Source organism: Humibacter soli, from assembly GCF_054779035.1.
In genome coordinates, this window is record NZ_BAAGYX010000001.1 from 910236 (window position 1) to 929847 (window position 19612).

19 protein-coding genes and 4 tRNA genes are annotated in these 19612 nt (G+C 66.8%); 11 read left to right on the forward strand and 12 right to left on the reverse strand.

From position 1 onward, the window contains the following. Positions 1–163 precede the first annotated feature (163 nt). Positions 164–775, reverse strand: coding sequence for a crossover junction endodeoxyribonuclease RuvC (ruvC, locus tag ACYVDN_RS04230; protein ID WP_460568764.1), 612 nt, complete (start codon positions 773–775; stop codon positions 164–166). Positions 776–785: 10 nt separating this feature from the next. Further along, positions 786–1544 carry a YebC/PmpR family DNA-binding transcriptional regulator gene (locus ACYVDN_RS04235; RefSeq protein WP_460568766.1) on the reverse strand — a complete coding sequence of 253 codons (759 nt, stop codon included), beginning with the start codon at positions 1542–1544 and terminating at the stop codon, positions 786–788. 214 nt (positions 1545–1758) lie between these two features. On the opposite strand from ACYVDN_RS04235, the gene ACYVDN_RS04240 reads away from it, so the two are divergent. Genes ACYVDN_RS04240 through ACYVDN_RS04270 form a run of 7 tightly spaced genes read left to right on the forward strand, consistent with a single transcriptional unit; the run spans position 1759 to position 8328 of the window. Continuing rightward, complete coding sequence (locus ACYVDN_RS04240) at positions 1759–2829, forward strand: PIG-L deacetylase family protein (protein WP_460568768.1); 1071 nt, start codon at positions 1759–1761, stop codon at positions 2827–2829. Next, positions 2826–3821, forward strand: coding sequence for an ATP-grasp domain-containing protein (locus tag ACYVDN_RS04245; RefSeq protein WP_460568770.1), 996 nt, complete (start codon positions 2826–2828; stop codon positions 3819–3821). Before ACYVDN_RS04240 ends, ACYVDN_RS04245 begins: the two co-directional genes overlap by 4 nt. A 5-nt stretch (positions 3822–3826) precedes the next feature. Beyond that, positions 3827–4558, forward strand: coding sequence for a PHP domain-containing protein (locus ACYVDN_RS04250; RefSeq protein ID WP_460568772.1), 732 nt, complete (start codon positions 3827–3829; stop codon positions 4556–4558). 11 nt (positions 4559–4569) lie between these two features. Continuing rightward, on the forward strand, positions 4570–6048 hold the full coding sequence (locus ACYVDN_RS04255; RefSeq protein WP_460568774.1) for a glycosyltransferase family 2 protein: 1479 nt from the start codon (positions 4570–4572) through the stop codon (positions 6046–6048). Further along, positions 6045–6200 carry a hypothetical protein gene (locus ACYVDN_RS04260; protein WP_460568776.1) on the forward strand — a complete coding sequence of 52 codons (156 nt, stop codon included), beginning with the start codon at positions 6045–6047 and terminating at the stop codon, positions 6198–6200. Before ACYVDN_RS04255 ends, ACYVDN_RS04260 begins: the two co-directional genes overlap by 4 nt. Next, a complete protein-coding gene (locus ACYVDN_RS04265) occupies positions 6197–6574 on the forward strand; it encodes a response regulator (protein ID WP_460568778.1) in 378 nt (125 codons plus the stop codon). Before ACYVDN_RS04260 ends, ACYVDN_RS04265 begins: the two co-directional genes overlap by 4 nt. A 35-nt stretch (positions 6575–6609) precedes the next feature. Next, a complete protein-coding gene (locus ACYVDN_RS04270; RefSeq protein WP_460568780.1) occupies positions 6610–8328 on the forward strand; it encodes a sensor histidine kinase in 1719 nt (572 codons plus the stop codon). On the opposite strand, the gene pdxT is transcribed toward ACYVDN_RS04270, so the two are convergent. Together pdxT and pdxS are read right to left on the reverse strand one after the other, a co-directional pair. Continuing rightward, a complete protein-coding gene (gene pdxT, locus ACYVDN_RS04275; RefSeq protein WP_460572238.1) occupies positions 8297–8941 on the reverse strand; it encodes a pyridoxal 5'-phosphate synthase glutaminase subunit PdxT in 645 nt (214 codons plus the stop codon). The genes ACYVDN_RS04270 and pdxT overlap by 32 nt on opposite strands. Further along, positions 8935–9837 (reverse strand): pyridoxal 5'-phosphate synthase lyase subunit PdxS, encoded by a 903-nt coding sequence (gene pdxS / locus ACYVDN_RS04280; RefSeq protein ID WP_460568782.1) that lies wholly within the window; start codon positions 9835–9837, stop codon positions 8935–8937. Before pdxS ends, pdxT begins: the two co-directional genes overlap by 7 nt. A 154-nt stretch (positions 9838–9991) precedes the next feature. Between pdxS and ACYVDN_RS04285 the strand changes: the two genes are divergently transcribed. From ACYVDN_RS04285 to pdxY, 3 genes are read left to right on the forward strand one after another with little or no spacing between them, the layout of a single operon-like run. Then, positions 9992–11332 (forward strand): sensor histidine kinase, encoded by a 1341-nt coding sequence (locus ACYVDN_RS04285; protein ID WP_460568784.1) that lies wholly within the window; start codon positions 9992–9994, stop codon positions 11330–11332. Further along, positions 11329–11982 (forward strand): transcriptional regulator, encoded by a 654-nt coding sequence (locus tag ACYVDN_RS04290; protein ID WP_460568786.1) that lies wholly within the window; start codon positions 11329–11331, stop codon positions 11980–11982. Before ACYVDN_RS04285 ends, ACYVDN_RS04290 begins: the two co-directional genes overlap by 4 nt. 28 nt (positions 11983–12010) lie before the next feature. After that, positions 12011–12862, forward strand: coding sequence for a pyridoxal kinase PdxY (gene pdxY / locus ACYVDN_RS04295; RefSeq protein WP_460568788.1), 852 nt, complete (start codon positions 12011–12013; stop codon positions 12860–12862). Positions 12863–12867: 5 nt separating this feature from the next. Here pdxY and ACYVDN_RS04300 read toward each other — a convergent pair whose 3' ends face one another. From ACYVDN_RS04300 to ACYVDN_RS04330, 7 genes are all read right to left on the reverse strand, one after another. After that, positions 12868–13410 (reverse strand): HIT family protein, encoded by a 543-nt coding sequence (locus ACYVDN_RS04300; protein WP_460568790.1) that lies wholly within the window; start codon positions 13408–13410, stop codon positions 12868–12870. Beyond that, positions 13398–15338, reverse strand: a complete 1941-nt coding sequence (thrS, locus tag ACYVDN_RS04305) for a threonine--tRNA ligase (protein WP_460572240.1) — start codon at positions 15336–15338, stop codon at positions 13398–13400. Before thrS ends, ACYVDN_RS04300 begins: the two co-directional genes overlap by 13 nt. Positions 15339–15479: 141 nt before the next feature. After that, positions 15480–16802, reverse strand: coding sequence for an alpha/beta hydrolase (locus ACYVDN_RS04310; RefSeq protein WP_460568792.1), 1323 nt, complete (start codon positions 16800–16802; stop codon positions 15480–15482). A 163-nt stretch (positions 16803–16965) separates the two neighbouring features. After that, positions 16966–18324, reverse strand: a complete 1359-nt coding sequence (locus ACYVDN_RS04315) for a YibE/F family protein (RefSeq protein ID WP_460568794.1) — start codon at positions 18322–18324, stop codon at positions 16966–16968. A gap of 122 nt (positions 18325–18446) precedes the next feature. Continuing rightward, positions 18447–18518, reverse strand: a tRNA-Val gene (locus ACYVDN_RS04320). Between the two features lie 38 nt (positions 18519–18556). Beyond that, positions 18557–18630, reverse strand: a tRNA-Cys gene (locus ACYVDN_RS04325). A 64-nt stretch (positions 18631–18694) separates the two neighbouring features. Next, a tRNA-Gly gene (locus ACYVDN_RS04330) sits at positions 18695–18767 on the reverse strand. A 195-nt stretch (positions 18768–18962) separates the two neighbouring features. Between ACYVDN_RS04330 and ACYVDN_RS04335 the strand changes: the two genes are divergently transcribed. Beyond that, a tRNA-Val gene (locus ACYVDN_RS04335) sits at positions 18963–19035 on the forward strand. A 34-nt stretch (positions 19036–19069) separates the two neighbouring features. Here the strand turns inward: ACYVDN_RS04335 and ACYVDN_RS04340 are convergent. Next, entirely contained in the window at positions 19070–19582 is a 513-nt protein-coding gene (locus ACYVDN_RS04340; RefSeq protein ID WP_460568796.1) for a type II toxin-antitoxin system PemK/MazF family toxin, read from the reverse strand. Positions 19583–19612: the final 30 nt, after the last annotated feature.

Sequence of the window (19612 nt, forward strand, 5' to 3'; positions counted from 1 at the left end):
CAACGGCCGAGCCGATTGAGCCCGTGAGGGCCGCCAGGCGCGATATGGGCGATTGAGGCGAGAGCTGTTGAGGGCTCGCACTCAACGGCCGAGCCGATTGAGCCCGTGAGGGCCGCCAGGCGCGATATGGGCGATTGAGGCGAGAGCTGTTGAGGGCTCGCACTCAACGGCCGAGCCGATTGAGCCCGTGAGGGCCGCCAGGCGCGATATGGGGAGCCACCGACCCTCTCGTTGCCTTCTCCGCGGCGCGCCACGCCTGCTGAGCCGGGGTGAGTGAGGATCCGGCGGAATCGGCCGTCGCAAGCGGCACGTTCCAGGCGTGACAGATGGCGATCGCAAGTGCATCCGCCGCGTCGGCCGGTTTCGGGATCTCGGTCAGCCCGAGCACCTTCGCCACCATGTTCTGCACCTGGCGTTTCTGAGCTGTGCCGTATCCGGTGATGGATGCCTTGACCTCGCTCGGAGTGTGCAGGCCGACCGGGAGGCGTCTGCTGGCCGCGGCGTGCAGCGCAACGCCGCTGATCTGCGCGACCCCCATGACCGTGCGCACGTTGTGCTGCGCGAAGACACGCTCGATGGCCACCGCGTCGGGTTTGTGCTCGTCCATCAGCTCCGCGATCGCGTCGCCGACGGCGAGCAGGCGACGTTCCAAAGCCGTGTCAGGAGTCGTGCGGATGACCGTCACGGCCACCAGCGTCGCCCTCCTGTCCGGCGCGACGTCGACGACGCCCACGCCGCAGCGGGTCAGTCCGGGGTCGATCCCGAGCACCCGCACGGCGGATGGCCTACTCGTCGTCCTCGAGCTCGGCCTGCACCTCTGGGGTGAGGTCGATGCTGGTGTAGACGTTCTGCACGTCGTCAGAGTCTTCGAGCGCGTCGATCAGGCGGAACACCTTGCGTGCGGTCTCGGCGTCGGCCTCGACCTTCACCTGCGCAACGAACTCGACGTCGGCGGAGTCGTAGTCGATGCCGGAGTCCTGCAGCGCCGTGCGGGTGGCGACCAGGTCGCTCGCCTCGGTGAGCACCTCGAAGGTGTCGCCCTGCTGCGTCACCTCTTCGGCGCCCGCGTCGAGCACGGCCACCAGCACGTCATCCTCGGTGGTCCCTTCAGCAGGAACGACGATGACCCCCTTGCGATGGAAGTTGTACGAGACCGAACCGGGGTCGGCCATCGTGCCGCCGTTGCGGGTCATCGCGGTGCGAACGTCGGCCGCTGCGCGGTTCTTGTTGTCGGTGAGGCACTCGATGAGCAGCGCGATGCCGTTCGGTCCGTAGCCCTCGTACATGATCGTCGTGTAGTCGACGGACTCGCCCGTGAGTCCGGCGCCACGCTTGATGGCCCGATCGATGTTGTCGTTGGGCACCGACGTCTTCTTGGCCTTCTGCACGGCGTCGACGAGCGTCGGATTGCCCGAGAGGTCGGCACCGCCGATCTTGGCGGCGACCTCGATGTTCTTGATCAGCTTCGCGAACGACTTCGCGCGCCGCTGGTCGATGACCGCTTTCTTGTGCTTGGTCGTCGCCCACTTGGAATGCCCGGACACAGTGCTCCCTGCTTGGTGAAAGATCCGCACCATTCTAGAACAAGCTCTCGAGGCATGGTCTCTGACCGCGCGTGGCGAGACACACTATGCGAAGGGCTGGCGATGGCGCCGTGCTGCTGCAACGCTTGGAGTCGTCGCAGCGGGGGGCACGATGCGACGACTTATCGGGAAGTCACGTCGTCGCTGAGCGACGACGTCGGGGGGAAAGGCGCCCATGAGCGAAGAGGCAGTGCGGGTTCTTGTCGTCGATGACGATCCGGACGTCGCGTCGTATACGACGACGGTGCTCCGGAAAAGAGGGGGATGCGAGACGCTGGCCGTCCACGATCCGTTCCTGGTGGCGGAGACGGTGGCGAAGTTCGCCCCGGATGTGGTCGTTGCAGACATCGAGATGCCCGGTATGTCCGGGCTCGAGCTGATCAGCAGGCTCAAGGAGGACGACCCGGATCTGGCCGTCGTCATCATGACGGCTCACGTCTCCGTCGACTATGCGGTGGAGGCGCTTCGGCGACAGGCCGATGAGTTCCTGACGAAACCGATCTCCTCGGCGGAACTCATCGCCACCGTCGCACGGCTGGCCGCGCAGCGCCGCGAGCGTGTCGCGGCGCGGCGCGGAGTCTGCGTGCTCGCGGTGGGCGCCCATCCCGACGATGTCGAGATCGGTGTGGGCGGAACTCTTGCCGCCCACCGCGACGCCGGCGACAGCGTCGTTATCCTCACCATGTCGCGCGGTGGGCAGGGCGGTGCTCCCGACGACCGCCAGCACGAGTCTCTGGACGCTGCCGACCTGTTGGGCGCTCGACTGTTCCTTGAAGACCTCACCGATACCGAGATCGCGGGCAACGGACCGACCATCGCCATCGTGGAGCGGGTGATCAAGGAGGTGAGCCCCTCGATCGTGTACACCCACAGCGAGCACGACAGGCATCAGGATCACCGCGCCGTGCACGACGCCGTCGTCGTCGCAGCGCGGGGAATCGATATGGTCGCCTGTTTTCAGAGTCCGTCGTCGACGGTCGACTTCCGTCCGACCAGGTTCGTCTCGATCGACGGCTATACGGACACGAAGCTCGAGCTGCTGAGATGCTTCCGCTCGCAGGCGAGCATCCGCAGCTATCTCGAGCCGGACTTCGTCCTCGCCACGGCACGCTACTGGTCCCGTTTCACGGCCGGCAGCCTGAATTGCGAGCCGCTCGAGGTGGTCAGGGACGATGCCGCCCTCACGTTCGGCGGACGGCGTGGCGCAGACAGCGCGATTCGGTCACGGATGAAGAGGACGTCATGACACGGACGAACCCGACCAGGGTACTGGTGACAGGCGCTGGCGGCCCTGCGGGGGTCGCCGTCATCCGGTCTCTTCTGCGCCGATCCGACGCACAGGTCTACGCAGGCGACATGGACGGTTGGGCGAGCGGTCTCTACCTGGTGGATGCGGCGCGCCGACGGCTCCTGCTGCCCGGAGCCTCGGCAGACTTCGTCTCGGATGTTGCGCGGATCTGTGCCGAAGACGAGATCGACGTGCTGATCTCGACGGTTGACGTCGAGCTCCCCGAGCTGGCTCGTCGCCGTGACGAGCTCGGCGCCGTCCTCGCAGCGCCGAGCACCGTGTGCCTCGAGACGGCGCTCGACAAGTGGCTGCTGGTGTGCGCGTGCGCCTCGTCGCTCCGGGTCCCTGCGACAAGGGTGCTCGACGCCACGGCTCATGATGTGGAGTGGGAATTCCCGGTGATCGTCAAGCCGCGACGCGGGGCTGGATCCCGGGGCGTTCGCGTGGTGGCGGACCGGCAGGCCCTCGATGCTCTCGGCGTCGACGAGTCGCTCATCGTTCAGGAGTTTCTCCCCGGCGAGGAGTACTCCGTCGACGTTCTCGTCGACGGAGAGGGCAACGTCGCCGCTGCCGTGCCACGGACTCGCGCTCGGGTCGATTCTGGAGTGTCGATTGCCGGCCGCACGATCCGCGACGAGGGGCTGGAGTCCGCCGCGGCAGCCGCCGCGAAGGCGATCGGACTGACCGGCGTGGCCAACGTGCAGCTGCGCAGGGATTCTGCGGGTGTCCCGGCTCTGCTCGAGATCAATCCGCGGTTTCCCGGTGCTCTTCCGCTGACGATCGCAGCGGGCGTCGACATGCCGTCCTTCGCACTCGACCTCGCCCTGGGCATCTCGATCCCCCGTCGCCTCGACTTCATCGAGATAGCGAACGTGCGCTACCTCGAGGATGTTTTCCTCGATCCTGCGGACGTGCTGTCGTCCCCGTACGCCGCGCACGAGGACGAGTGAACGTCATGAGCGAGGCATCGGTTCTGGCCGGCGACCACCACGTGCACTCCACGTACTCGGATGATGCGCGGAGCACCCTGCGTGAGAACCTCGCAGCGGCCGAGGCGATCGGACTTCGCACCGTGCGCTTCGCCGACCATGTTCGAACGACGACGACGTGGGTCCCCGAATTCGTGGCTGCGGTTCGCGCACTTCCCGTGGCTGACGGACTGACGGTGTCGTGCGCGGTCGAGACGAAGCTGCTGGACACCTCCGGCAGGCTCGACGTTCCCCGAGACCTGGTGGTGGGACCAGGCGGCGTCGACGCGGTATTGATCGCCGATCATCAGTTTCCGGGAGAGGACGGAGCATTGACGCCTTCTGAGACGAGGGAGCTCATCGACTCGGGCGGACTCACTCCGCACGACGCCGTCGAGATGGTGGTAGAGGGGCTCGTCGCCGCCATGCTGGCCACCGACCGTGCCCAGCTCGCGCACCCGTTCTCGATCTTGCCGAAGGTCGGCCTCGACGAAAAGCTGCTGACAGACGAGCAACTGGCGCGATGGGGGAGGACGGCCGCCGAGACCGGCACGCTGGTCGAGGTGAACGAGAAGTGGGCGTGCCCAGGCCAGAGAGCCGTCCGGGCTGCCGCGAAAGCCGGAGCCATGATCGTTGCGTCGACCGACAGCCACGTGGCCTCAGACGTCGGACGGTACTCGCGTGCGGCGCGTATCCTCAGCGAGGCGGGCATCCCGTGACGGAGAGCCTGATGACCGTGCTCCAGACGGTGCTCGTGATCCTTCTGCTGGTGTTCTGCGCGACAGGCGCTGTGCCCGTGCTCGCGGCGGCGGTGTCGTTCCTCGCCATCCCGTTCCACGCGTTCGTGAACCACTACGCCTCTGCCGCTCCCTACCTGCCGAGGGTCGCGGTCGTGATTCCTGCCTGGAACGAGGGTGCCGTGATCGGTGCCTCGATCGATCGGCTGATGGCGCTCGACTACCCGGCCGATCGCCTTCGCATCCTCGTCGTCGACGACGCGAGCACGGATGACACGCCGGAGGTTGTTCGCACCAAGGAGTTGCAGTACCCGGGCAGCGTTCGTCACCTGCGCAGAGAGGTGGGCGGCCAGGGCAAGGCGCACACGCTGAACCACGGCATCGCACACGCCCTCGCTGACGACTGGATGGAGGCGCTCCTGATCATGGACGCCGACGTCATCTACCAGGCCGACTCACTGCACAAGATGACCAGGCACCTCAAGGATCCCCACGTCGGTGCGGTCTCTGCGTACATCAGGGAGGGCAGCAGGGACAAGAACTACCTGACGCGCTTCATCGGCATGGAGTACGTGCTGTCTCAGCCCGCTGCACGTCGTGCACAGAATGTCCTCGGCGCACAGGCCTGCCTCGCAGGCGGAGCTCAGCTGCACACCAGGACCAACCTCGAGGCGCTCGGTGGCCGGGTTGACACGTCGACGCTCGCTGAGGACACCATCACCACGTTCGAGACGCAGTTGCGGGGCAGGCGGGTCGTCTTCGAGCCGCACGCGATCGTGCTCGCAGAGGAGCCGAGCACGGTGGAGGCCCTCTGGAAGCAGCGACTGCGCTGGGCTCGCGGCAACGTGTCGGTGACGTCCCGATATGCCGGGATCTGGTTCCGTCCATGGCGGTCGTCATCCCTCGGTTCATTGGCCTTCGGACTTGTCTGGTTCAGTCTCTGGCTTCTCCCGGTCGGAATGGTGCTGTCGTCGATCGGGCTTGTCGGACTGCTCTTTCTGCACTCGGGGATCGCGACGGCCGTCTTCCGGACGCTGTGGATCGCGACGGCGCTGACATTCGTCTTCACGCTCGCGCTCGGCGCCCAGCTCGATGCAAGGCTCAGTCTGCGGTCGTGGCGCGAGCTCGTGACCTTCCCCGGGATCATTTCGATGGTGGTCATGCTGACGGCTCTGTTCCCGCGACTCGTCGAGCACGACATCCCAGCGCTCTTCGGAGCCTCTCCGACCGCCGGCGATCTCTTCTGGGTCACCTTCGCCGCGTACGTATGGATTCCGCTGTCGATGGGCGGGGCGTGGCTGGCACGCGTCGTCGAGCGGACCGGCGTCGGACGCGTGCTCACACCGACACTGGTGTATCTCGTCGGATACGGATCGCTGTTGTGCGCGATCACCTTCGACTCCTACTTCAAGGAGCTCGCGCACGCCGAGGCGAGATGGGACAAGACGGTGAAGACAGGGAGGATCGCATGACGGACGATACGGATCGGCAGGCGACTGAGCGCTTCCTTCTGGATGATCTCGAGGCGGACAGGAGGTGGGAGTTCCGGCTGATCTACAAGGCGGCTATCGCTCTCGCGATCGTGGTGGCCATCGTCGTGGTGCGCCAGGTGTTCTTCTCGTGAACGGCGCCGTTCCGCTCGCGAAGGCGAAGGTTCTGATCGTCGAAGACGACGAGGATCAGCGTGCGTTGCTGCGCACCCTCGTCAGTCGGGCGGGATGCACCGTGTCGTCCGCTGAATCGGCCGAGGCCGCCATCGAGCTGCTCGAAGGCGACGCTCCCGATCTCGTCTTCGTCGATCTTCTGCTGCCCGGCATCGACGGGTGGGAGCTGGTGCGGCGCGCCCGGCTGATCGCCCCCGACTGCGCGGTCGTCGTGGTGTCGGTTCTCGACCAGACGCGGTTCCCGGAGCGGGTATTGAGCCTTCCGAAGCCGTTCACCAGAGAACAGCTGCTGGATGTCCTTGCCAGGTCCCTGCCCCGTCTGGCGGCGTCGTGACAGGGGGTGAGAGGAAGCGGACGCTCTTCTCGTGGATGAGCGTCGACAATCCCTCTCCCCTGCTCAAGCAGTTCCCGACGACCCTGATGGTCGCCGTAGCGACTCTCATCGCGATCACGGTGCCGCATCTGCGGTTCAGCAACGTCGTGCTCGGCGTCGTGAGCGTCGCGCTCGTGGCTGTGGCGACCCTCCTTGCATGGGTGCTGGGCCGCAGTGCGCGCGGCGCGTCCATGGCCGTCGTCGTACCGCTGATCGATTTCGTCGCTCTCGGCATCTTCCGTGCCGCGACGGGCGGCAGCACGTCGATCTTCGCCGCGATCATCATCCTGCCCGTCGTCTGGGTCGCGGCAGAGCGCGGCAGGGGCTACATCCTTGTGGCGGCCGCGGGCGCGTCGGTCGCCCTTTTCATGCCGTATCTGCTCGGTGCTCCCGTTCCCGCCTCCGGCGTCGAAGCCATCCGTGCCGTCTTCGCGCCGGCGGTCTACGCCTTCGCGGCAGCGATCATCAACGAGCTGGCCAGGCAGAGTCGTGTGCAGGTGACCAGGCTCGCCGACATGGCGGCGGAGCGGCAGCGGATGCTCGAGGAGGAGACTGCACGCGCAGCAGAGCTGGAGGCGAGCAGAGCTGCATATAGAGAGGCCGACCGGATGTTCCGCGGGGTATGGGCCGCGGTGACGGAGCAAGCGGTGATCGGAACGAACGTCGACGGCCTGATCGACGCCTGGAATCCGGGGGCTGCCAGGATGCTGGGCCGCAGCGCGCAGGAGACGGAGGGCAGCCTGCCCGTCACCGAGTTCTATCTGGGCGAAGAGCTGGACTCGCGGGCGGATGAGCTCGACATCGACATGGCCGTGCGTGCCAGGGGTTGGCGGGCGCTGGTCTTCGCAGCGAGCGACGGTGTGGCAGAGCGGTCCGACTGGACCTACGTCAGGGCCGACGGCACGAGCTTCCCGGCCGAGGTGACCGTCACCCCTCGTCTCAACGAGAGCGGCAGCGTGATCGGCTACCTCTTCGTCGCAAGCGATACCACCCGCGCCGCTGAGGCCGCTCGCCTCAAGGACGAGTTCGTCGGGCTGATCTCGCACGAGCTCCGAACCCCGCTGTCGTCGATTCTCGGGTACCTGGAGCTGTTGCGCGATGACGAGGAGAATCCGCTCGGCGACGAGCAACTGCACTACCTGGAGGTCGCGGAACGGAACGCGCACCGGCTGCTGCGACTCGTCGGCGATCTGCTCTTCACCGCGCAGGTGGAATCCGGCAGGTTTCCGCTGGAGATGGGCGAGGTGCGACTGAGGGACGTGGTCGACGCGGCCGTCGAGTCTGCTCGTCCGGCCGCCGCGGCCGTTGGGGTGACACTCGATGCTCGACTGGACGACGTCGGCGAAATGCGTGGGGATGCGACACGACTCGGTCAGGTGTGCGACAACCTGATCTCCAACGCCTTGAAGTTCACGCCGCGAGGCGGCCGGGTGACGGTACGGCTGTTCGGCGGCCCTGACGATGTCGTGATCGAGGTGGAGGACTCCGGCATCGGCATTCCCGCGGCCGAGCTGGACCGGCTGTTCTCGCGATTCTTCAGGGCGTCCAGCGCCACGAGGAACGCGATCCCCGGCGTCGGCCTCGGGCTCACGATCTCGAAGGCCATCGTCACCGCGCACGGCGGGCGCCTCGGCGTCGAGAGCAGAGAGGGCGAGGGAACCTGCTTCCGCGCGACGCTGCCGCTCAACGCTCCCGTCGTCGGGCAGCCGGGCTGAGGCGATCGCGGCCGGCGGCCGCGTCCACCCGCCTCAGGAAATTTTCGTGGAACCTCGTGTTGCCGGTGACCTCGGGATGGAACGACGTGCCGAGCAGATTGCCCTGCTCGACGGCGACGATGCGGCCCTCGCCGAGTGACGCGAGCGCTGTCGCGCCGCTGCCGACCGATTCGACGATGGGCGCACGGATGAATACCGCGTGCACCGGCTCGTCGGTGATGCCGGGGATGTCCAGGTCCGTCTCGAACGAGTCCACCTGGGATCCGAACGCGTTGCGTCGCACCGTGACATCGAGCCCACCCAGCGTCTGTTGCCCAGGGCTGTCATCCTCGAGGCGATCGGCGAGCATGATCAGACCCGCGCAGGTGCCGTACACGGGCATCCCGGAACGAATGCGGTCGCGCAGCGGCTCGAACAGCCCGAACGATCGCGCGAGCTTGTCCATCACGCTCGATTCGCCGCCGGGGATGACGAGCCCTTCGACCTCGTCGAGCTCTCGCACCCTGCGCACCAGCACCACCTCAGCACCCAGCGACGTCAGAACCCGCGCGTGCTCCCGCACATCGCCCTGGAGGGCGAGGACGCCGACCTTGGGATGCTCCGCTGTCACCAGCCGCGCTCGGCCAGTCGGTGCGGTGCAGGCAGGTCGCCGACGTTGATGCCGACCATCGCCTCGCCCAGACCGCGCGACACCTCGGCGATCACCGACGGGTCGTCGAAGAATGTGGTGGCCTTGACGATCGCGGCGGCGCGGCGCTCTGGGCTGCCCGACTTGAAGATGCCGGAGCCGACGAACACGCCGTCTGCGCCGAGCTGCATCATCATCGCAGCGTCGGCGGGCGTCGCGACTCCACCCGCGGTGAACAGCACGACGGGGAGCTTGCCGGTCGAGGCGACCTCTTCGACCAGGTCGTACGGCGCCTGAAGCTCCTTCGCCGCAACGTAGAGCTCATCCTTGGTCATCGACTTGAGCGCATTGATCTCGCCCGTGATCTTGCGGATGTGCTTGGTCGCCTCTGAGACGTCGCCGGTGCCGGCCTCGCCCTTGGAGCGGATCATCGCGGCACCCTCGCTGATGCGACGGAGTGCCTCGCCGAGGTTGGTGGCACCGCACACGAAGGGAACGGTGAACTGCCACTTGTCGATGTGGTTCGTGTAGTCGGCAGGCGAGAGCACCTCGGACTCGTCGATGTAGTCCACGTCGAGTGCCTGGAGCACCTGCGCCTCGACGAAGTGACCGATGCGGGCCTTCGCCATGACCGGAATGGAGACCTCGGCGATGATGGCCTCGATGAGGTCGGGGTCGCTCATCCTGGCAACGCCGCCCTGCGCACGGATGTCGGCCGGAACGCGCTCGAGCGCCATCACGGCGACGGCGCCGGCGTCTTCGGCGATCCTGGCCTGCTCGGGGGTGACGACGTCCATGATGACGCCGCCCTTGAGCATCTCGGCGAGACCGCGCTTGACGCGATCGGAGCCGACCTGCTGGGTCGTGTTGGTCTCGGTCATGATCCCTGATTCTAGGCGTTGCGTACGGGGGCGATCGCACCACCGGTGCCCCGCGGCCGCCCCCTGCCGCTGGTCGGCGCCGAGCCTTTGCGAATGCTCATCCCTGCGGATGATTTCGGTCGGCAGCATCCCCCTGCTCCCGTAGGTTGACCGCATGACAGCAGCAACCCTCGCCGTTGGGCCGAGAACGGAAACCTCGGGCGCCATCCGACTGTTCGCACTCATCGCAGCACCCGTCGTCGGTGCGCTCTACCTTCTGCTGTGGATCGTCGCCGAGTCGGGCAGGTACCCGGTCGGAGGCAAGCTCGTCGTCTTCGCGCTGTTGGCCGTCGCGATCGGGGTCTCCGGCTGGCGGCCCTACTTCGGCCTCGGCCTGATGGTTCTGGTGCCGCTCGCGCAGCTGATCGGCGTGATCTGGCCCGCGGAGTCGACCACGTGGCCGATGTACGAGGCGTTCGCCATCGTGGGGTTCTTCGCGGGCGTCCAGCGTGCTCTTACCCGATGGTGGGTCGTGCTGGCGGCCGGCGTGACGGCGACCGTGCTGGCCGCCGTCGACATGGTGTTCCCGCACTACCTCTGGAGCACATGGCCGTCTGTCGGCGCGCTCTTCAACCCGTCCTCCGGGTGGGTGTCGTGGATCGGCTCCAGCACCGTCTTCCGAAATTCGGAGCTGTACTGGGCCGACCCCAGGGTCCTCGGTGTGCTGGCGTGGTACGTCTCCTTCCTCGTCATCGTCGGGGTGCTGGCGTTCGCCGTCGCGTGGGGAGCCGGCATCGCGATCAGTCTCACGGGTATCGAGCGCGCGGGGGCGTTGATGCGGACGCAGTGGCGGCGCACGGATGTCGAGCTGCGACTCGAGCAGCAGCGCAGCGCGATCGCGCGGGAGGTGCACGACACGCTGGCGCATTCGCTCGCGGTGGTGGTTGCGCAGGCTGAAGGCGGCGTGGCAGTGGCGTCCGCCGATCCCGAGCGTGCTGCGCAGTCTCTGCGCGTGATCGCCGACGTCTCCCGCTCGGCACTCGTGGAGTGCAGATCGCTTGTCGAGCGCATTCACGATCCCGCGGCCGACACAGGTGCAGACGGTCCCGTGGCGACCGATCTGACGGAGTTGGTCGACAGGATGAGCGGCCTCGGCATGCACGTCGACTATCGCGTGCTCGGCGATGAGCGCGAGCTGCCGACCCCACGGCGAACCGCATACTTCCGCATCGTGCAGGAAAGCCTCACCAACGCCCTGAAGCACGGTGGACCCGACGCGGAGGTCACGATCACGGCCGACTGGCGCGGCGACGGGCTCGCTCTCTTGATCGCCTCACGAGGAACTGCCGGTAGCGAAGCTCTGGCGGGCGGAGCAGGCATCGCCGGCATGCGAGAGCGCGCGCGTCTCGCCGGCGGATGGCTCACCGCAGGCCACGCAGACGACGGAGTCTTCCTGGTCACCGCCTTCATCCCGACCGGCCCAGTGGAGCCGGCGCGAACGGAGGTCGAGGCGTGAGCGCGAAGATCCGGGTGCTGATCGCGGACGACCAGCCCCTGTTCGCCTCTGGTCTCGGAATGCAACTGGATGCGCAGCCGGACATCTGCTGCGTCGGGGTCGCTGTGGACGGCGACGACGCTGTGCGCCTGGTGGCGGAGCTCGATCCGGATGTCGTGCTGATGGACATCCGTATGCCGGGTGGCGGCGGCATCCGTGCGACGGAGTCCATCGTGGCGCGAGAGGCGCACGCTCCGGCCGTGGTCATGCTGACCACCATCCGCCGCGATGAGGCCGTGTATCTCGCGCTGCGAGCGGGGGCTGCCGGGTTCCTCACCAAGGACGCGACCCCAGGTGAGGTGATGGGGACCATCCGTGCGGTGCACGCGGGGCAGGAACTGCCGCCCGGAGAGCCGATCGGCGCGTGGGTTCCGACGACGGAAGCGGCGGCTCGTGAGGACGCGATCGCGCCGCTGAGCGAGCGCGAGAAGGAAGTGTTCCTTCTGATGGCGAAAGGGCTGTCGAACTCCGAGATCGCGACGGCGACCTACCTCGGCGAGACGACGGTGAAGACGCACGTGAGGGCTGTGCTTCAGAAGCTCGGCCTGCGCAGCAGGGTGCAGGTCGTGGTCTTCGCGTACGAGAACGGCCTGGTCGGCGCTGCCGGATGACGATCATCCGTCATGGCATGATCGACCGGTGATCATCCTCTCCATCCAGTCGGCCGTGGCATACGGACACGTCGGGAACTCCGCCGCGGTGTTCCCCCTGCAGCGCATCGGCGTCGAGGTGCTGCCCGTGTACACCGTGAACTTCTCCAACCACACGGGATACGGCGCCTGGCGTGGACCGCTGATCGACGCTTCGGACGTCGCCGACGTGATCACGGGCATCGAGGAGCGGGGGGTCTTCCCCGAGATCGATGTCGTTCTCTCGGGCTATCAGGGCGGCGAGGGCATAGGCGACGTCATCCTCGACGCCGTCGCGCGCATCAAGCGTGCCAACCCAGCGGCCGTGTACTCCTGCGACCCCGTGATGGGGAATGCGAAGTCCGGATGCTTCGTCGCGCCGGCCATCCCCGTATTGCTGCGAGATCGCGTGGTTCCCGCGGCCGACATCATCACGCCGAACCAGTTCGAGCTGGGCTATCTCACCGACACGGAGCCGGACTCGCTCGAGACGACCCTGGCGTCCGTCGATCTCATCAGAGAGTCCGGCCCACGCACGGTGCTGGTCACGAGCGTCGAGCGGCCGGATCGGGAGTCCGACACCGTCGAGATGCTCGCCGTGGATGACGAGGGCGCGTGGGTCGTGCAGACTCCCCTGCTGCCGATGAAGGCGAACGGCTCAGGCGACGTCACCGCTGCGCTCTTCACCGCTCACTATCGCTCTACAGGCTCCGCGGAGGACGCTCTGGCGCGCACGGCGTCGAGCGTGTTCGACCTGCTCGAGAACACCCACAGGGCCGGCGCACGCGAGTTGCGTCTCATCGAGTCGCAGGAGTCGTATGCCCACCCCCGCATGCAGTTCACCCCTCGCCGAGTGCGCTGACGCCGTCAGGCGGGCCAGGCGTCGGCGATCGCCTGACGCACCTCTCCGAGCAGCTGAGGGAGCGCCTTCGTCTTTGCGATGATCGGCAGGAAGTTGGCGTCGGCCTGCCAGCGTGGCACGACGTGCTGATGCAGGTGCGACGCGATTCCCGCGCCCGCGATCTCTCCCTGGTTCATGCCGATGTTGAACCCGTCGTTGCGCGAGACCGTGCGGATGACCCGCATCGCCGTCTGCGTGATCGTCGCGATCTCGTCGGTCTCCTCCGGCGTGGCCTCGTCGTACAGCGAGACGTGGCGGTACGGACACACCAGCAGGTGCCCGCTGTTGTACGGGAAGAGGTTCAGCAGCGCGTAGGCGTGTTCGCCGCGGTGCACGATGAGTGCTTCTTCGTCCGACAGCGTCGGGGCGATGCAGAACGGGCAGTCGTCGGCGTGCGGCCGCTGCTGCCCCTGCTGGATGTACACCATGCGGTGCGGCGTCCACAGACGCTGGAACTCGTCGGGCACTCCCGCGAGGTGGGCCGCATCCTCGACGCTCACTCCGTCCATGCGGTGACGATCTGCTCGTGCTCCTTGATGGACGTGAGGATGCGCTCGATGGCGTCGGCGATCGGCACGCCGTTCAGCTGCGTGCCATCCCTGAACCGGAAGCTCACGGTTCCGGCCGCGCGGTCCTGCTCCCCCGCGATGAGCTGGAACGGCACCTTCTGCGTCGTCGCGTTGCGGATCTTCTTCTGCATGCGATCGTCCGAGTGATCCACTTCGACGCGCACGCCCTGCTCGCGAAGACGTCTGGCCACCTCGTCGAGGTACGGCGCGTACTCGTCGGCGACGGGGATGCCCATGACCTGAACGGGAGCGAGCCACACGGGGAACGCTCCCGCATAGTGCTCGAGCAGGATGGCGAAGAAGCGCTCGATCGACCCGAACAGCGCCCGGTGGATCATGATCGGGCGCTGCTTCGAACCGTCGGACGCCGTGTACTCGAGCTCGAAGCGCTCTGGCAGGTTGAAGTCGACCTGCACGGTCGACAGCTGCCAGCTCCGACCGATCGCGTCGGTGGTCTTGAGATCGATCTTCGGCCCGTAGAACGCGGCCTCGCCCGGCTCCTCTGTGAGTTCGAGTCCAGATGCGAGCGCGACCCGACGCAGGGCATCCGTCGCCTCGGCCCAGTGCGCTTCGTCGCCGATCCATTTGGACTTCTCGTCGTCGCGCATCGAGAGCTCGAGCTTGAACTCGGTGAGTCCGAAGTCCTTCAGCAGCGACAGCACGAACTCGAGCACCTTGGTCGCCTCGGTTTCGAGCTGGTCACGCGCGACGAACAGGTGCGCGTCATCCTGCGTGAAGCCGCGAACGCGCGTGAGCCCGTGCAGCGCTCCGGACAGCTCGTTGCGGTAGACGGTTCCGTTCTCCGCGAGGCGCATCGGCAGGTCTCGATAGCTGCGCCCGCGCTCCTTGTAGATGAGGATGTGCATCGGGCAGTTCATCGGCTTGAGGTAGTAGTCGACACCCTGCTTGGTGATGTTGCCATCGGCGTCGCGCTCTTCGTCCATGCGGATCGGCGGCCAGATGCCATCGGCGTACGTCACGAGGTGGTTCGAGGTGACGAACAGATCGCGCTTGGTGATGTGCGGCGTGTACACGTAGGTGTAGCCGTTCTCGAGGTGCCTCCGTCGCGCGTGCTGCTCCATCTCGCCGCGCACGATGCCGCCCCTCGGGTGCCACACCGACAGCCCGGAGCCGATCTCGTCGGGGAACGAGAACAGGTCGAGGTCCTTGCCGAGCTTGCGGTGATCGCGACGCGCGGCCTCCGCAAGGCGCTCCTGGTACCCGCGCAGTTCATCCTTCGACGGCCATGCTGTGCCGTAGACGCGCTGCAGCTGCGGGTTCTTCTCGCTCCCCCGCCAGTAAGCGGCGGCAACCCGGGTGAGGGCGAATCCGTTGCCGATGAGTCGCGTGTTCGGCAGGTGCGGGCCGCGGCAGAGGTCTTTCCACAGCACCTCGCCGGTCTTCGGGTTCACGTTGTCGTAGATGGTCAGCTCTCCGCCGCCGACCTCGACGTTCTCGTTGTCCTGGCCAAGGGAGTTCGCCGATGCCGAGCCGCCCTTCAGCCCGATGAGCTCGAGCTTGTAGGGCTCGTCGGCCAGTTCAGCTCTGGCCTCCTCGTCGGTGACGACCCGACGCACGAAGCGCTGACCCTGGCGGACGATGCGGTCCATGGCCTTCTCGAGCGCCTTGAGGTCGTCGGGGGTGAACGACTCGACGACGTCGAAGTCGTAGTAGAAGCCGTCGGTGATGGGCGGCCCGATGCCGAGTTTCGCCTCAGGGTTGATCGACTGCACCGCCTGCGCGAGAACGTGCGCGGTGGAGTGGCGCAGGATGTTCAGCCCGTCCGGCGACTCGATCGTCACCGGGATCACGTCGTCGTCCGTCGTGACCGTGGTCGCGAGGTCCTTCAGTTCGCCGTTGACGCGCATGGCGACAACGGAACGGTCGGGAAACAGCTCGAAACCGTCCGGCACTGGTCCACTCCTGGATCGAAGAGATAGGGGATGCCTATCAACTTTAGTGCGCGCCACGAGCGGCTCGTGGACGGTGCCCTGGTCAGCGGATGCGGGTCATCCGGCAGCCAGCGTGCACGTCGTGCACGCGCTCGACAGCCCGAGCACGGGCCCCAGCTTCGCGACGCCCGCTGTCAGCCCGGCGGTCAGGTTCGCGCCGACGTGGGCCACGCCCGGAAGAGTGAGGACGCTCACGCCCATCCCGGCGGCACGGGCGTCGGCGGCGAGCTGCCTCGTTTGCGGCCCGAACGCCAGGTCGAGTGCTCCGGTAGTGAAGACCGCGTGGATGCCGTGATAGAACGGCGAGCCGGTGTGGTCGGCGAGGATGACCGGGGGCTTGTCGGCGTTCCATGCTGTGACGTTGCCGTTGTACACGTTCGACAGCACCGTCTGCGAGTAGTGCGTACCAGGGAACAGCTCAGGCGAGACCGCGAGCACGTTCCGGAACATGTCGGGCTCCTGGGCCGCGAACTTGACGGCGCACGTGGCGCCGTTGGAGTAACCGGCGATCACCCATTCCTTGGGGTTCTGGATGATGCGCAGATGGGTCCTCGCCCAGTCGAGCACGTCCGTCTTGATGTAGGTCGCCGCGTGCCCGAGGGTGCTCGAGTCCGCGCATCCTGGATCGGAGCCGTAGCCGATCTGGTCGGCGACGACCACTATCGGTGCGAGGCCGTGGTGCTTCGCGGCGAAGGCGTTCATGACGCTCGAGATAGGCGCGGCATCAGGGGTCCCCGGGTAGCCCATCATCATGATCACAAGAGGCAGTGCCGGTGCGTTCTTCACCAGGGCGGCAGGCGGCAGGTAGAGGCCGGCGTCTCGCGCATCGAACTTCGAGACCGTCGCAGGGATCGTGACGGTGCCGGTCTTCCCCTCGGCGGGCATACCGCGCGGCGCTACCCAGGTCGCCGCGAGGGGCTTGGCGCCCGACGCTGCGGCCGCGACCGGATTCGGGAGTGCTATCGGATGCCGCACCACCACGCCGACGAGGTCTCCGATCGTCGGATCGAGGTCGAATGCCACGTTGACGTGGACGATTCCGGTGACGGCGAAGACCGCGATGGCGGCCCCGGCGACGACGCGCTGCCACCATCGCGCCTTCCAGAGGCTGACGACGGCGAGGCCGATCGCCGCGAACGTGATGACCGCCCAGACGGCGGCCTTCACGGGCAGAGGGATCTCGAACATCGCGGTGGCGTCGGCGATCCAGACGAACACGAGGCTCAGGATGGCGCCCGCGAGCACTCCCGACGAGGCGAGGATGAGCCAGCGCGGGCTGACCCGTCGAATCACGAGGACGAGCCCGAGGGCCGCGGACAACGCGGTGAGCACCCACGGCACGGGGCCGCCGATGATCTGCGTGTTGAGCAGCGTGTCCATGTACTGTCCCTCTCCGGTCGCACTTTCACGGTACGACGGAGGAGGTCTCGCCCCGCTGGGCTGGAGACCGAGCGTGCTGAGAATTCGATCATCGATCGGTATGGGGGTTCCGAGTGAACGCCGAGCCGATCATCCGACGATCTCGCCGCAGCCTCACCGCTCCTTACGCGTCGTAGAGGCCCACGTGCGGAACGGTCACGATATCGACGCGCGGAGCCCCAGCGTCCTGATCCTGCGGTGCTGGCGAAACATCGCGAACCCGGCGACGGCGTTGGGCAGGCAGCATGAAGACCGCCAGCGCCGTGGTGGCGGGCATGGCGAGGATGAGCCCGATGCTGCTGCACAGCGTTCGAACGACCTCGGTCGCGATGTCATCGCCGGAGAGCAGAAGTCCGACGGGGCGGTTGTAGAGGTAGATCGTGACCAGCACTGCCAGGGCGGTGCCTGCGTAGGCGAAGACGATGGTGTAGATCGTGGAGGCGATGTGGTCGCGTCCGATGCGCATCGCCGCCGTGAACAGTTCGCCGCGGGACATCGTGGGTGCTGCTGTGCGCAGCTCCCACACGGCCGAGGTCTGAGTGATCGTGATGTCGTTGAGGGCGCCGAGACCGGCGATGATGATCGCGCAGCTGAGGAGCCCCCGGAAGTCGATTGCTGTCGTGATGACCGAGATGTTGCCTGTCGTGTCATCCGGCACGCCCGTCAGGTGGGTGGTGGCGAGCATCCATTGACTGATGCCGGCGGTGAGCGCGACGCCTGTGAGGGTTCCGAGCAGGGCGACGCTCGAGCGGATCGACAACCCGTGCGCCAGGTAGATCACCACGAACATGATCGCCGCTGCACTGACGATCCCGACCGCGAGCCCCGACGATCCGGAGATGAGGGCCGGAAGAGTGAAGAACACGAATGTTGCGCCCGCGAATGCCAGCGCGACGAGGGACAGGATGCCGCGCAGCGCGCCGACTGCGGCCACGACGACCACGAAAGCCAGCACCCACCAGAGAATGGGTTGATTGCGCACGATCCCGGCGACGGTGAACGAGGAACCGTTTCCGGCACCGATCGTTCCATTCTGGGCGTCAGACTGCGCTGCCTCGGCGCTCCCGGTATGGGACTGCATCAACTGCACCTGGTCGCCGACGCTCAGGTCGCCCTTGGAGTACGGCCAGAGCACGGGCAGGGTGATCTGGATGCCCTTCGAGCTCCCGGACAGGACCTTCACCTTCGCGAGCTGACATGCCCGGGAGTCGCCTGGACCGGTGGCGCTGGAGGTGGTCGGACTCGTGAATCCTGGGCAGTTGCTCTGGATGGCCTCGACCGACGCGTTGACGAAGGTGGTGCCCTGAGCCGCGTAGTGCGCGTGCGACGAGGCCTTCTGAACGCTCGTGTAGTTCGGCCACAGCAGCACGAGACCGACGATCGTCAGTACCCCGAGCACCCCGAGCACGACGAGCACCGTGCGGCGCGGACCGGTCGCGGTGCGCGGAGGCTGCCCGACCGGGTCCGAGAATGCGGCTGGCACGTGCGAATGCGAGTGGACGGGAGACGTGTGCGACACCACTGAAGGGTACGTGGCGCGACTGCCCACGACTTTCAGGACCTGAGAAACAAGAAACCCCCGGGGTGCCCGGGGGTTTCTCTCTGTGCGCGATACTGGGATCGAACCAGTGACCTCTTCCGTGTCAGGGAAGCGCGCTACCGCTGCGCCAATCGCGCCTGTCAAGGCGTTGTCGTGTTTCTGCCGAGTTCGAGTGTGGAGGTGGCGACGGGATTCGAACCCGTGTATACGGCTTTGCAGGCCGCTGCCTCGCCTCTCGGCCACGCCACCGTGTGTGGGTTCGAGTCTGGAGGTCCCACATCCATTCATCGACGTTACCGCCGACTCACACTCGAGCGGATGACGAGATTCGAACTCGCGACCCTCACCTTGGCAAGGTGATGCGCTACCAGCTGCGCCACATCCGCATTTCGCTTCGCATTTCTGCGTGCCTTGAAACTGTAGCCGATCATCCGGCCGATGTTCAAACTGAGTGCCCTGCGTGTCGAACTCCGGCGTCTATCGTGACCCACGACGCGCCCGCGCCCGAGCCCGATGTGCGTCCGGCCCTGAAGGTCGGCTAGTATCGGTAGCCGCAGCACCGAGAGATCGGATGCCGCAACGGGCGATTGGCGCAGTTGGTAGCGCGCTTCCTTCACACGGAAGAGGTCATCGGTTCGAGTCCGGTATCGCCCACCGAATTCTCAGGGAACGGTCTTGCTCGGGCGACTCAGTTGCCGACCGCCCATCCGTACCGTCGGTGCAACTCGGCGGCGATGCGGGTGAACCGGTCGAGGTCGAGCGCTGTCGCCTCGCGGCGCATCCCCTTGTTGTGCACGAGGTAGAACTGGTCGATGTCGATCCAGGATGGCCGTCCCTGAGCGTCCCACGGACCGGATCCGATCGGCAGAAAGTCGCGGCGGCCGTCGTGCGCCTTGCTCGTCAGCTTCACGGCGTACACCGTGTCGGTGTCTTTCCGCCCGATCACGAGCACGGGACGGTCCTTGCCGCGACCGTCGCGTTCGGCGTAGGGCACCCACGTCCACACGATCTCTCCCGCATCCGGAAGAGAGTCTCGGGCGGGCGCGTAGGTGATCCGGAGCGCGGCCTTGCGAGGCGGGTCGATCTCGATGGTCGCGGCCGGCCCGTACCGTCCGGGCGAGCCCTCCTCCCCTACCGGTGCCGGCGGCGTTCTGCGGGAACCGAGGAGGCGAGCGATCGACGACAGGATGCCAGGTGCCACCCGCCAACGATATCCGCGCCCGCACAGCAG

Bases quoted from the DNA above. Each gene is read 5' to 3' on its own strand.
- ACYVDN_RS04285 (WP_460568784.1), top strand. From the start codon at position 9,992: ATGACAGCAGCAACCCTCGCCGTTGGGCCGAGAACGGAAACCTCGGGC.
- ACYVDN_RS04300 (WP_460568790.1), bottom strand. From the start codon at position 13,410: ATGGACGGAGTGAGCGTCGAGGATGCGGCCCACCTCGCGGGAGTGCCC.
- ACYVDN_RS04310 (WP_460568792.1), bottom strand. From the start codon at position 16,802: ATGGACACGCTGCTCAACACGCAGATCATCGGCGGCCCCGTGCCGTGG.
- pdxS (WP_460568782.1), bottom strand. From the start codon at position 9,837: ATGACCGAGACCAACACGACCCAGCAGGTCGGCTCCGATCGCGTCAAG.
- ACYVDN_RS04250 (WP_460568772.1), top strand. From the start codon at position 3,827: ATGAGCGAGGCATCGGTTCTGGCCGGCGACCACCACGTGCACTCCACG.
- ACYVDN_RS04240 (WP_460568768.1), top strand. From the start codon at position 1,759: ATGAGCGAAGAGGCAGTGCGGGTTCTTGTCGTCGATGACGATCCGGAC.
- ACYVDN_RS04270 (WP_460568780.1), top strand. From the start codon at position 6,610: ATGAGCGTCGACAATCCCTCTCCCCTGCTCAAGCAGTTCCCGACGACC.
- ACYVDN_RS04260 (WP_460568776.1), top strand. From the start codon at position 6,045: ATGACGGACGATACGGATCGGCAGGCGACTGAGCGCTTCCTTCTGGAT.
- thrS (WP_460572240.1), bottom strand. From the start codon at position 15,338: ATGCGCGTCAACGGCGAACTGAAGGACCTCGCGACCACGGTCACGACG.
- ACYVDN_RS04245 (WP_460568770.1), top strand. From the start codon at position 2,826: ATGACACGGACGAACCCGACCAGGGTACTGGTGACAGGCGCTGGCGGC.
- ACYVDN_RS04255 (WP_460568774.1), top strand. From the start codon at position 4,570: ATGACCGTGCTCCAGACGGTGCTCGTGATCCTTCTGCTGGTGTTCTGC.